Origin of the sequence: Novimethylophilus kurashikiensis (assembly GCF_003112435.1) — a bacterium.
In the GTDB taxonomy this organism is placed as follows: Bacteria; Pseudomonadota; Gammaproteobacteria; order Burkholderiales; family Methylophilaceae; genus Novimethylophilus; species Novimethylophilus kurashikiensis.
Map to the genome: position 1 here is coordinate 1 of NZ_BDOQ01000002.1, position 13188 is coordinate 13188.

Genomic DNA, 13188 nt, shown 5'->3' on the forward strand with positions numbered 1-13188 from the left:
GTGGCCCGCCATGACTCGCCCCAGGATGACGGAAAGCATGATCGCGCCCAGCGTGACATGCGCCCCGTGGAATCCGGTGAGTATGTAAAAAGTAGCGCCGTAGATGCCGGTCTTGAGGGTGAATCCCGCCGACATGTATTCGTGCGCCTGCAGAAACAGAAAGACCACGCCCAGCAGAATCGTCAGCGCGAGGCCGATCTTCACTTGCATGCGGTTGTTGCGCTTTAACCCCCAGTGCGCCCAGGTCACGGTCGCGCCGGAACTCAGCAAGATCAGTGTATTGATGGCCGGGATGCCCCAGGCATGCATGGGCTGGAAGGCCTCTTTTGCAGCCGGTCCAGCGTTGGGCCAATCGGGGATGAAACCTGGCCATAGGAGCGGGGTATGCCCAAGCACGGGGATGGTCCAGAAGCGCGAGTAGAACAAGGCGCTGAACAGCGCACCGAAGAACATTACCTCGGAGAAGATGAACCAGCCCATGCCCCACCGGTAGGATAAATCCACCTGATCGTTGAACAACCCGGCGACGTTTTCGCGGATGACGTTGCCGAACCAGCCTACGAGCATGACAGCGAGAATGATGCCCCCCAGCCCCATGATGTAAGCCCCCGCCGAGACTTTTTGCAGTAACAGGACGAAGCCCGCAGCAAGCGTGAGCAGCGCCACCGAGCCGACGATGGGCCAGATGGAGGGGGCGGGGACGTAGTAGCGATCGTGCGTCGTGACAGCGGTCGAGGATTGCATGATGGCCTCCTGTTATTTGATCACCGGCGCGGTTTCGAACGAGTGATAGGGCGGCGGTGAAGGCAGCGTCCACTCCAGCGTTTCCGCGCCTTCCCACGGCCTGTTACCGGCGACAGCCCCGCTGCGGATGCACTTAATGACGGTATAGAGAAACAGTAGCTGGCTGGCCCCCAGCACGAAGGCGCCCAGCGACACGATCATGTTGAAATTGGCGAATTGCAGCGCGTAATCGGGGATACGCCGTGGCATGCCCGCCAATCCCAGGAAGTGCATGGGAAAAAAGGTCACATTGAATGCGATGGCCGTGAGCCAGAAGTGAATCTTGCCCAGGCGTTCGTCGTACATGTGCCCGGTCCACTTGGGCAGCCAGTAGTAGATGCCGCCCATGATGCTCATGGCCGCGCCTGAAAACAACACGTAGTGGAAGTGCGCGACGACGTAGTAGGTGTCCTGCAACTGGATATCGACCGGCACGATGGCGAGCACCAGACCGCTGAAGCCGCCGATGGTGAACAGACATACCACGGCGATGGCGAACAACATGGGCGTCTCGAAGCTGATGGAGCCTTTCCACATGGTGGCCGTCCAGTTGAATACTTTCACGCCTGTCGGCACGGCGATCAGCATGGTGGCGTACATGAAGAATAATTGGCTGGCGATGGGCATGCCGACGGTGAACATGTGGTGCGCCCAGACGATGAACGCCAGCGAAGCCAGCACCACGGTGGCATAGACCATCGAGCGATAGCCGAACAGCGGCTTGCGCGAAAAAGTCGGGATGATGGTGGAAAGAATCCCGAACGCCGGCAGGATCATGATGTAGACCTCGGGGTGTCCGAAGAACCAGAAAATATGCTGGTACATCACCGGGTCGCCGCCACCGGCCGCATTGAAGAAGGAGGTGCCGAAATGACGGTCCATGAGCAGCATGGTCACGGCCGAGGCCAGGACCGGCATGGCGGAAATCAGCAGGAAGGCGGTGATCAGCCAGGTCCACACGAACATGGGCATTTTCATCAGCGTCATGCCCGGCGCCCGCATGTTAAGGATGGTGGTGATGATGTTGATCGAGCCCATGATGGACGAGATGCCCATGATGTGGATGGCGAAGATCGTCATGTCGTAGGACGGCCCGCCCTGGATGAACAGCGGCGGATACATGGTCCAGCCGCCGGCCATGGCGCCGCCCGGTACGAAAAAGGCGCCGATCAGCAGCAGACCCGCCATCGGAAGCAGCCAGAAACTCCAGTTGTTGAGCCGCGGGAAGGCCATGTCCGGTGCGCCGATCATGAGCGGGATCTGCCAGTTCGCGAAGCCGACGAAGGCCGGCATGATCGCGCCGAAAATCATGATCAGTCCGTGCATGGTGGTGAGCTGGTTGAACACATTGGGCTGGAAGAATTGCAATCCCGGCTGGAACAATTCGGCGCGGATCAACATGGCCAGCGCACCGGCGAAGAGGAACATGCCGAAGCTGAACCAGAGATACAGCGTGCCGATGTCCTTATGGTTGGTGGACATCACCCAGCGCATCCAGCCTGTCGGATGATGGTCTGGGTGATTGTCTGCGTGGTGTTCGTTGTGGACGTCTTGTATGGGAATTGTCGTCGCCATTTCTAAGCTCCTCAGCTCGATTTGCCGGTGGATTTACGCAGGGTTGCGACTTCGGACGGCTGGATCATGTCGCCGGTATGGTTACCCCAGTTGTTGCGCTCGAAGGTGATGACTGCGGCAATGTCAAAATCGGACAGTTGTCCGGCGAAGGCTGGCATGGCGGTGCCGGTAATGCCGTGCATGACGATGTCGAGATGTTTTTCCTTGGGGCCGAGCACGATCTTGCCGTCTTTCCAGAATCCGCGCGTTTCGATGGGGTCGGTCATGCCCTTGGCCGCAGCGAAGGGTGCCCCCTCGACGAGCGGCGGAAAGGTTCCGGGAACGCCTTGGCCTGTCGCCTGATGGCACATGGCGCAACTGGTGGTGAAGACTTTTTCGCCGTGGCTCTTCAACTCAGCGAGTGTGTAGGTCTTGGCCGAAGCCGCTGCCGCTTCGGCCATGGTGGCTTTTTGACGCGTCAGCCAGGCGGTATAGCTGGCGGGATCGACCGCTTCTACCACCACAGGCATGTAGCCGTGGCGAACGCCGCAGAGCTCGGCACACTGGCCGCGATAGGTCCCTGGATTGTCAACCGTGAACCAGGCCTCATGGATGAAGCCGGGAATGGCGTCCTGCTTGACCCCGAAGGTCGGCACCCACCAGGAATGGATGACGTCGGTAGCGGTTAGCAGCACGCGTACTTTCTTGCCCGTAGGCACCACCATGGGGTTGTCCACTTCAAGCAGGTAATGCGGGTCTTTTTCCACCTTGTTGTCGATCTGGTCCTGCGGGGTGGAAAGATTGCTGAGGAAGCGCACGCCTTCGCCCATGTATTCGTATTCCCATATCCACTGGTGGCCGGTGACCTTGATGGTCATATCCGGATGGCCGGTGTTGCGCATGTCGAAGATGGTCTTGGTGGTGGGGTAGGCCATGCCGACCAGGATGATGAAAGGGATGATGGTCCAGACGATTTCCAGCTTGGTATTCTCGTGAAACTGGACGGCCTGATGGCCGACGGATTTGCGATGCTTGACCAGCGCCACGAACATGACGCCGAAGACGATGATAAAGATGACAAAACAGACCAGCAGGATGAGGTTGTGCAGATCGTAAATCTGCTGGGCAACCGGCGATGCCGGGGTTTGCAGGTTCAGCCGGTATTCGGCGTGTAGAGGCGCGGCGAGCAGGAACGGCAGGGCGCAGACGAGCTGCCGCCAGAGCTTTTTTCCGAACATGATGTAGGCTCCCTCAAGATAAATACCCACCTAATCTCGATTTCAAAAGTCGCCCCACATTCAAACGTTCTTCACTGCTTAGGAACCGGCCGAACTCAATCTCCTTGCCATGCGAACGCAAAGCCAACCGGCGGCAATACCCGTTCGGCTGACAGTCCAGGATTACCCTGGCCCAGTAGCCGTTCAGTTCGAAACGTACATCCTGTTTCGTCGTGTGATGCTCGACCAATACCTTGTCGTGGTCGATAGTCAGCCGTTCGTAATCCCCGGCATGCAGACACACATAACGTAGACTCCAAAACAGTGCCCCAAGTTCAGCCCCAGCAAAAGGCAGCACGACCCATGCCCCAGCCAGGAAAAAGCCGAATGCAACGATCAGCGTGATGGTGGCAATGCTCAAGAACACACAGCATGTTCCAGCCGCCGACAAGGAGCAGTTTGGCCTGCCGGTGATGGCGTAATGCAATGAGGATGCCGAACCCACGACGTCGACCATGCATGCCTCGCTATATGAATCGAATGCCGTTTCCAAATGATATTCGCCCAGCCGTTTTGAGCCGGGAAAAGTTGCCGGGCAGGGCCTCGCTGCTTTCCGTTTCGTTCCCTGCCGAAATGGCTGTGCTACTGGATTGAATTTTAAGAATTTGTCCCCGTACCTGAATGTCGCTTTGCGCACATTAAAACGCTGGACAATCCATACTTAAACAGTAAACTAATCGGTGCAGGTCTAAACCTTTAGAAAGGATGAGGTATGAATCCGCTGAATCTATTTTGGCTGTTCACCGCACCAAGCAAGGGATGGAACCGTCTCGTGCAGAGCAAGCCTTCGATCCATCAGTTGTACCTGTTGCACGTCATGCCTTATGCCTTGATTCCGCCCCTAATGGGATATTTCGCCGGAGTCAAGTTCGGTGGGGAATTCTTTCCCGCCATGCCGCCCGCCAAGTTGTTGCTGATCGCTGTCATCTTTTACGTGGTCGAACTGGTCGTGGTGCCGGTGATGGCTGTCATCATTCGGCAATTGGCAGAAATCGCGGAAATTCATCCGTCGTATCACGAATCTTTCATGCTCGCTGCCGTGGCGCCTACGCCGTTGTGGCTGGCCCCCATTTTTCTCGTCGTGCCGAGCGTGCTGCTCAACCTTGCCGTAGTCTCGCTGGCCATGATGGCCGCGGCCGGCTTCATTTACTACGGCATTCCTTCCGTATTCGGCATCAAGGAAGAAGGCCATGCCATGCTCATGTTCGGCGCCGTGCTCATCGCGGGCGTCGTGGCCTGGGGGTTCCTCATGGTCTCCACGCTGGTGGTATGGGGTAGCGTCCAGAACCTGCCGGTGAATTTGCCGCTGGCCTAGCGGCCCTCGCTCGCGGTTGCAGACTCTATCTCCTGGGGCCTGCAACCGCGGGATTTTAAATATTTCCCTTTCCAAGTATGTGGACACCTCGTTTTGAGGTAGTCCTTGCCCTACCTTTTTTAGGTGGGATTCCTATCTGAAAATCAATCGTTCCTGATATGCAGTAGGCGATTAACTTGGCATGCTTCGCGCAGGCTGTATCAGGTTACGTGATTGTTTGTGTCAGCGTTCCCAGCACGGCTTGAAGACGGTCGAACAAATACTAAAAAACACTGGATTGGAGCAAAAAGTGAAATTGACTGTAGCGAAGCGCATCGGGGGGCTGGCACTAACGGCCTTGCTGGGTATCGCAATATTGTCGTGGTTGGGTATCAGCCGGATATCTACCGTATACGAGAAAGTGAACTTTGCGAATGTAAACTCCGTTCCCAGCCTGCTCGAGCTTGCCAAAATAAGCAGAGCTTTCGGCAATATACGCACCAATAGCTGGAAGCATGTCGCTTCTGACGATCAAGCAGACATGCATGACATTCAGGCCAAGAGCGATGCCACGATCGCCGAGATGAAAGAGTTGCTTAAAAAATACCTTACCGATGCTTGCCTGGGCGCTAGTTGTGCTGCGGACGATAAGGAAATTGGGTTGATCAATGATATCTCCGCTCATCTGGCTGAGTACGAAGTCGCGCGAAACAAGGTGATGGCGCTGTCCTACGCGATGAAAACCAAGGACGCGCTTGCGTTGGGACGCGCTGAATTGACCCCAGCCTCTACAAAAGTGCAGGATGCGATCGACGCAGACGTTCGTTACAACCAGGAATTAGGCAAAAAGGCCGCGGAGGATGGTGCGGCTACCAAGGACTCTGCCATTCGTCTTGCCATCATTGTTAGCGTGACGATATTTGTATTGATGGCTGTTCTTGGCATCCTGATCACACGTCAGTTGTTGAATCAACTGGGCGGTGAGCCGGAGTACGCTGCTGAGATGATCCAACGTGTTGCTGACGGCGATTTGACCGTTCAGGTCGCGACCAAGCCGGGTGATACCACCAGCATGCTGGCTTCCGTTAAGGGCATGGCAGAAAAGCTGGCCCAGATCGTGAGCGAAATTCGTTCATCTGCCAATAATCTCGCATCGGCTTCGGAAGAAGTGTCGGCCACCGCACAAAGCATGTCGCAGGCTACTAACGAGCAATCTTCATCCGTAGAGGAAACCTCCGCAGCAATTGAACAGATGAGCGCATCCATTGCCCAAAACACTGAAAACGCCAAGGTGACCGAAGGTATTGCCTCGAAGGCTGCGACGGACGCCAACGAAGGCGGTGAGGCAGTAGGTAGCACGGTATCCGCCATGAAGCAGATCGCGGACAAAATCAGCATCATCGATGATATTGCCTACCAGACTAATCTGCTGGCCTTGAATGCCGCTATTGAAGCGGCCCGTGCAGGCGAGCACGGCAAGGGCTTCGCCGTGGTGGCTGCCGAAGTGCGTAAACTGGCCGAGCGCAGCCAGGTAGCGGCACAGGAAATCGGCGAAGTAGCGAAAAGCAGCGTGGACCTGGCTGAAAAGGCAGGTAACCTGCTTGACGAAATTGTTCCCGCCATTAACCGTACCAGCGATCTGGTGCAAGAGATTACTGCTGCCAGCGAAGAGCAGTCGGCCGGCACCAACCAGATCAACACGGCCATGAGCCAGTTGAGCCAGATCACCCAGCAAAACGCCAGCAGCAGCGAAGAGCTGGCGGCCACCGCCGAGGAAATGAGTGCCAGCGCCGAACAGCTCCAGCAGTTAGTCGGTTTCTTCCAAGTCGATCAAGGCGGCAGTTCGGTGAGACAAAGCCCTTCCAGACGTGGCAGTCCATCTTCTTCCAGGGTAGCCAGTATTGCTACCCCGACATTCAAAGCTCATAGCGAAGACGATTTCGTCAAATTCTGATTCCGAACAAACAGTAAGCCAACTTTCCCGCAGGACGACTTCAGTCGCCTTGCGGGATTCGTTTGCCCGTGTGTCATCAACTTTCACACCTTGGTTTGCTGTTTCTGACTTCCCTTTATGTAGTGCCTCGTGATCGGAGGGTAATCGATCAATAGAAGTTGGTAGGTTTTAAGTTAAATAATAAGGAAAATCTAATGAATATAAAAAAAATAGCTTTAGCATTGTCAGGGGCGGGTATCGCACTTCTGCCTGGCATATCCCAGGCTAATGACAGCGATGAAATGGAGCAATTGCGCGCCCTGGTGCAAGAACTCAAGCAGGAAGTGAAAGGTCTCAAGCAAGATCTCGGCGGCAAGGTGCAGGCGCTGGAAAAGAACAATGACGAGATCGTTGCCAAACAAAAAGACGCACCCATCGTCAAGGCTAGCGAAGAAGGTTTCGGTATCAAGTCGGCAGATGGTCAGCATGAGATCAAATTGCGCGGGCAGATCCAGGTCGACGGACGTTTTTTCCCCGGTGGCGACGGTTTTGCCAGCGGTAATACCGATGCTAACGAGGTGCGAGCACCCAATACGTTCTTGCTCAAGCAATTCCGTCCCATTCTCCAGGGGACGGTGTTCGGCAAGTACGATTTCCTGCTGGTCCCCGATTTCGGTAACGGCAAGACGGTCATTCAGGATGCTTACGTGGACGCCCGATTGACTCCATGGTTCCAGGTCAAGGCCGGTAAGCAAAAGGTGCCGTTTGGCCTCGAGCGTCTTCAGGGCGATGCCGACGGCAAGTTCATCGAGCGTGGTCTTACCAGCAATATCGCGCCTAACCGCGATATCGGTGTTCAGGTCCACGGCATGGTCGGCGACGAAATGCTGGATTATGCCCTCGGCTATTTCGATGGCGCACTGGACGGCAGCAGTACTGATTCGTTCACCAATTCCGATACCGACAACAACAGCGACAAGGATTTTGTTGCTCGCGTGTTCAGCAAGCCTTTCAAGAGCAATGGTCCTGATTTCCTTAAGGGGCTGGGATTCGGCTTGGCTGCAACGTACAGTGATGTACGCGGCCGGGGGTGGACAAGCAATGCGACGGCATCGACAACGACTGCGGGTGTGACGACTTATTCGATGACATCGTCCCAATCCAACCTGATCGGCTACAAGAGCGCTCTGGGTCAATTGTCTTTCTTCGGCTACCGAACTGCTACAGTAAGTGCTACTGATACCGCCACTTATGCCGACGGAGAACGCTATCGCTTGTCTCCGCAATTCACCTATTACAACGGTCCGTTCGGCCTCATGGGCGAGTACGTTCGTGTGTCGCAGGAAGTCTCTCTTGAGAAGAACGGTCATTGGCACGGCAAGCTGGATAACGAAGCATGGCAAGTAGTAGCTTCGTGGATGCTTACGGGCGAAGACGCAAGCTACAAGTATCCCAAGGTCAAGAGCCCATTCGATCCTGATAAGGGTGCCTGGGGCGCGTGGGAACTAGTAGCGCGTTATAGCGAACTGGATATCGATGATGATGCATTTGCGCCTCATGGATCAGGTGCTACCAGGCAGAAGCGTTCCTTTGCTGATCCATTAAAGGCTGCAAGCAAGGCAGAAGCTTGGGCTGTCGGCGTGAACTGGTATCTCAACAAGACCTTCAAGTTGTCGCTCGACTACGAAGACACCAGCTTTGACGGCGGTTGGGCCGGATGCAACAGGTGCCTTAGCTGATCGACCCGATGAAAAGGCCGTGTCCGGCCGCTTGCAGATTGCGTTCTAAATTTTTCAATCACTTAATAAGGAAGCTAACATGAAAAAAATTGCAATTTCCGCATTACTGGCAATGACGTTCTCTTTTAACCTTTACGCCGATGACTTCGCCGACAAGGGCGATGCCGAGACGCTGGTAGGCCATGTGGTGAAAGCCATCGGCGCTGACAAGGCCGGTACGCTCAAGAGCATTACGGCCAAGGACAAGAAGTGGATCAACAAGGACTTGTATCCGGTTGTGTACGGCATGGACGGTAAGTGCCTGGCACACGGCCAGAACGAAAAGCAAGTGGGCAAGGATCTGATCGATCTGGCAGATGCTGACGGCAAGGAGTTCATCAAGGAGCGTGTCGACCTTGCCAAGTCCAAAGGCAAGTTCTGGCAGGACTACAAGTTCACCGACCCGGTGACCAAGAAAGTGCTGCCTAAGTCCGCTTTCTGCGAAAAAACCGGCGATGTGATCGTTTGCGCCGGCGTCTACAAGCGCTAAGCAGTAAGTGTGCACCCGGAGCGCCTTTGTGGCGTTCCGGGTCATTGCTCGTGAATGTCGGAGGCAACAAAAACAAAATGAAGTTCCGAACTCGTCTGTTGGTCGCACCCTTGGTTGCTGTCGTCATGATGCTGATACTGGGCGCGACCACTTTTTACGCCTTGTCGTCGATTCGTGTGAGCGTCAATCGCTTGGCCAATGAAAATATGGAAACAGTGGCACAAGTCGACTTGGTGCTGACCAGCCTCAATCAGACCAATCTCGCGGTTTATCGACTGATCACCTGGATCGCCAATTTCGATGAAGCGCGTATCAAGAAAGAAACCGAACAAATTAATGCAGGCATTGATAAGGCCGCGGAAGGCTTGGCCCGCGCGGTCGAAATCGACGGGATGCCCGACGCCCAAAAAGAGGCCTTGAAGGCCATTGCCCAGGATTTGCCTAAATACAAGAAATCCCTCAATCAAGCCTTGGATATGGCGGGATCCGACCCGGCGTCGGGTGCTGGGATGATGCAGGCCGTTGATAAAAAATTTATCAAGATTGCCTCTGCGGTCAGCGACATCGTCGAGCAACAACGCAAGGAAGCCAATGGGACGGTTGCTTCAGTGCAAAGTGCGTTTTCCAGCAATATCGCCATTACCTCGACCTTGGTCGCGATTGCGGCCGTGGTTTCGTTGTTGATTACCTGGCGTGTTGCGCAGTCTGTCACGCGGCCGGTGCTGGCGATGGAAGACGCGATTGTGCGTATCGGTAGCAGCGGCGATTTGACGATCCGAGTTCCTGTCACCACCCAGGATGAATTGGGCGAAATGGGGCGACATCTTAACGAAACGCTGGTTCGCATCGGCGGTTCGATGCGAACGGTCATCGAGGTGGCTGCAAAAGTGGGCTCAAGTGCGGAACAAGTGGCCATGGCTACTCGTCAGTTGACCCAAGGCGCCAATGAACAGGCCTCGGCTGCCGCGGAGATGGCGGCAACCGTAGAGGAAATTACCGCCAGTATCGGCAGCGTCGCCGAGCATGCTGCGGAAACCGAGGCATTGGCAGAGCGGGCGGCCCAGGATGTTGCGCGTGGTGGCGTGGTGGTGAGCGATGCCGGTAAGGAAATGTCGCTGAACGCTGCCCATATGAGCGAATCGGCTGCGCATATTGCAGTGCTCTCGCAGCAATCCCAACAGGTGGGAGGTATCGTCGAGGCGATCCGCGATATTGCGGAGCAGACTAATCTGCTGGCGCTGAATGCGGCAATCGAAGCGGCGCGCGCGGGTGAATCCGGTAGAGGATTCGCGGTGGTCGCCGATGAGGTTCGAAAACTGGCTGAGCGGACTACGACCGCCACGGCTGAAATCGGGCAATTGATCGGCAGTATCCAGAACGATACTGCGCGTGCCGTGAGCAGCATGCAAACATCGAGCGTTCAGGCCAACAAGGGCGCTGAACTCGCGGATGAGGCCGGCCGCGTGTTTGCCCAAGTCAATGAAAGTACGCAAACGGCCGCGATGAAGGTGCGTGATATCACCGATGCAGTGCGAGAGCAGAACGCGGCAGGAAAGGGTATCGCCTTGAATATCGAAAAGGTCACCCGGATGACGGAGGAGAGCAGTGCAGCAACGGCATCGGTCGCTGATGCCGCAACGCATTTGCAGCAGTTGGCCACGAGCCTAGAAACAGCCGTTACCCAGTTTCGTGTGTGAGATAAAAATAGGAGCTTGAAGAATGAAATTCCGTACACGTTTGTTAATTCCGCCATTGATTGCCATTGTCATGCTGCTGGCATTGGGGATAGCCACGTTTACAGCCTTGCAATCGATCCGTAGCGATGTCGAAAAACTGGCGACGCAGGGCATTACCACGATGACGCTCGCCAATGATGCACGTGCAGGCCTCAATCAAACCAATCTAGCGGTTTATCGGTTGATCACATGGATAGCCAATTTCGATGATGAGCGCATCAATAAGGAGACCGCGCAGATCAATGCAGGGATCGATCAGGTCGCCAAGACGTTGGACAAGGCTGCACAGGTCCAGGGGCTGACGGACGATGAGAAAAAAGCCCTGGAAAGCATCACCGCAGAGCTTCCCAAGTATCGCAAATCGCTCAAGCAAGCCATCGATATGGCGAGTTCGGACCCGGCTTCCGGCGCAGGCATGATGCAATCGGCAGACAAGAAATTTCAAAAAATCTCAGATGCCGTCAATGCGCTTTTGCTGCAGCAGCAAAAAAATGCCGATAGCACGGTGGCGCGGGTCGATACCAAAACCGCTCGAAGCGTGGCAGTTTCATTAGTCATCCTAGCAACCGCTCTGGTGATTTCGTTGCTGGCAACCTGGCGGGTTATACGCGGCGTAATGTCGCAGCTGGGCGGCGAGCCTGAATTTGCTGCCAAAATCGCGGCGAGAATTGCCGCCGGCGACTTGACCATCGCTATCGAAACCAGCAAGGGCGATACCACCAGCATGTTGGCTGCGATGAAAGACATGTCGCAAAATCTTTCGCAGATCGTGGGCGAGATTCGTGCCTCTGCGGTGGATTTGGTGTCGGCCTCGGGAGAGGTCTCTGCAACTGCCCAAAGCATGTCTCAAGCAACCAACGAACAAGCAGCCAGTGTTGAGGAGACTTCAGCTTCCATCGAACAGATGAGCGCCTCTATTGCACAAAATACTGATAACGCCAAGATCACGGAAGGCATTGCCACCAAGGCCGCCAGGGAAGCCCATGAAGGCGGCGAAGCGGTCAAGGCGACGGTATCGGCCATGAAGCAGATTGCCGGCAAGATCGGCATCATTGACGACATTGCTTACCAGACCAACCTGTTGGCCTTGAATGCCGCGATTGAAGCCGCCCGTGCCGGTGAGCACGGAAAAGGTTTTGCCGTGGTGGCTTCCGAAGTGCGCAAACTGGCAGAGCGCAGCCAGGTGGCAGCGCAGGAAATCAGCGAAGTAGCCAAGAGCAGCGTGGATTTGGCGGAAAAGGCAGGGAAGCTGCTCGACGACATGGTGCCAGCCATTAGCCGTACCAGCGATCTGGTGCAGGAAATTACCGCAGCGAGCGAAGAGCAATCTTCGGGTACCAGCCAGGTCAACATCGCAATGAGCCAGCTGAGTCAGATTACCCAGCAGAACGCCAGCAGTAGCGAAGAGCTTGCCGCTACTGCCGAGGAAATGAGCGCCAGCGCGGAACAACTCCAGCAATTGGTTGGATTCTTTACGGTTGCAGGACAGGCTAGTATTACGCGCACAACCTCGCCGAGTGAAGGCTCTGCATCACAGCGCCCCGCGGAGGAAGTCTTGCCCTCCGCCGCGGCAGTAGAGGCTGAAGAGGCAGAGTTCGTGCAATTCTAAGAGATATTCTGCACACCCTGTTTCGTAGCCACGAAGCCAGGTCGGTCGACCTGGCTTTTTTATTCCTAGGCGACTTTCTTCCGTGCAAAATACCAATCCTTTACTTCGTATTCGCTATTGGCTGCACGCTGGTCGGCGTCTTGCAGAGTGGTTGGGGCAGGGACTATGACATCTTTTCCCGGAGTCCAATTCGCCGGGCAGGCGACCTTATGCTCGTCTGCCGTTTGCAGTGCATCGATTACGCGCATGATCTCATCGAAATTCCGCCCGACATTGAGGGGGTAATAGATCATGGCGCGGATGATGCGCTTGGGGTCGATGAAGAAAACGCAGCGTACAGTAGCCGTGCTGGTGCTGGATTCATGGATCATGCCGTATAGTCGGGAGATTCTGGTGTCGATGTCGGCGATGACCGGAAAACGAATGGCCACGCCGAATTTTTCCTGAATGTTGCGGGCCCAGGCGATGTGGCTATAGACGCTATCGACCGAGCATCCCAACAAGGCTACGTTTTTCTTTTCGAACTCATCGTAGCGCTCTGCGAATTCAATAAACTCCGTGGTGCAGACCGGTGTGAAGTCGGCGGGGTGTGAGAACAGGATTACCCAGCTGTCCTTGGCCCAGTCCGACAAGCGCAAGGGGCCCATGGTGGTTTGCGCTTCAAAGTCAGGAGCAGGGCCGTTCAATTCCAGCCGGGATGTCTTTTCTTCCGAGATGCCGTTCATGATTCCTCC

11 protein-coding genes are annotated in these 13188 nt (G+C 55.5%); 6 read left to right on the plus strand and 5 right to left on the minus strand.

Translation table 11 applies throughout. The annotated features are described in order from the left end of the window. The 4 genes from NMK_RS01300 to NMK_RS01315 form a co-directional block, all read right to left on the minus strand. Window positions 1-744 (minus strand): cytochrome c oxidase subunit 3 (locus NMK_RS01300; RefSeq protein WP_109014368.1); only part of this gene is annotated, 744 nt, incomplete at its 3' end. 12 nt (window positions 745-756) lie between these two features. Next, entirely contained in the window at window positions 757-2358 is a 1602-nt protein-coding gene (ctaD, locus tag NMK_RS01305) for a cytochrome c oxidase subunit I (RefSeq protein WP_109013965.1), read from the minus strand. An 11-nt stretch (window positions 2359-2369) separates the two neighbouring features. Beyond that, the gene (gene coxB, locus NMK_RS01310) at window positions 2370-3575 is read right to left on the minus strand and encodes a cytochrome c oxidase subunit II (RefSeq protein ID WP_109013966.1); all 1206 of its coding nucleotides are present in this window, start codon (window positions 3573-3575) and stop codon (window positions 2370-2372) included. A 13-nt stretch (window positions 3576-3588) separates the two neighbouring features. Continuing rightward, entirely contained in the window at window positions 3589-4071 is a 483-nt protein-coding gene (locus tag NMK_RS01315; RefSeq protein ID WP_109013967.1) for a DUF2244 domain-containing protein, read from the minus strand. A 255-nt stretch (window positions 4072-4326) separates the two neighbouring features. Between NMK_RS01315 and NMK_RS01320 the strand changes: the two genes are divergently transcribed. From NMK_RS01320 to NMK_RS01345, 6 genes are all read left to right on the plus strand, one after another. Beyond that, entirely contained in the window at window positions 4327-4929 is a 603-nt protein-coding gene (locus tag NMK_RS01320) for a Yip1 family protein (protein ID WP_109013968.1), read from the plus strand. Between the two features lie 289 nt (window positions 4930-5218). Continuing rightward, window positions 5219-6862 (plus strand): methyl-accepting chemotaxis protein, encoded by a 1644-nt coding sequence (locus NMK_RS01325; RefSeq protein WP_227871302.1) that lies wholly within the window; start codon window positions 5219-5221, stop codon window positions 6860-6862. A 194-nt stretch (window positions 6863-7056) separates the two neighbouring features. After that, the gene (locus NMK_RS01330; RefSeq protein ID WP_109013970.1) at window positions 7057-8580 is read left to right on the plus strand and encodes an OprO/OprP family phosphate-selective porin; all 1524 of its coding nucleotides are present in this window, start codon (window positions 7057-7059) and stop codon (window positions 8578-8580) included. A gap of 79 nt (window positions 8581-8659) precedes the next feature. Next, window positions 8660-9109, plus strand: a complete 450-nt coding sequence (locus NMK_RS01335; protein ID WP_109013971.1) for a cache domain-containing protein — start codon at window positions 8660-8662, stop codon at window positions 9107-9109. A 77-nt stretch (window positions 9110-9186) separates the two neighbouring features. After that, window positions 9187-10806, plus strand: coding sequence for a methyl-accepting chemotaxis protein (locus tag NMK_RS01340; protein ID WP_109013972.1), 1620 nt, complete (start codon window positions 9187-9189; stop codon window positions 10804-10806). A 22-nt stretch (window positions 10807-10828) separates the two neighbouring features. Beyond that, window positions 10829-12454, plus strand: coding sequence for a methyl-accepting chemotaxis protein (locus NMK_RS01345; protein ID WP_109013973.1), 1626 nt, complete (start codon window positions 10829-10831; stop codon window positions 12452-12454). A 65-nt stretch (window positions 12455-12519) separates the two neighbouring features. On the opposite strand, the gene NMK_RS01350 is transcribed toward NMK_RS01345, so the two are convergent. Next, window positions 12520-13179 carry a peroxiredoxin gene (locus NMK_RS01350; RefSeq protein WP_109013974.1) on the minus strand — a complete coding sequence of 220 codons (660 nt, stop codon included), beginning with the start codon at window positions 13177-13179 and terminating at the stop codon, window positions 12520-12522. Between the last annotated feature and the right edge of the window lie 9 nt (window positions 13180-13188).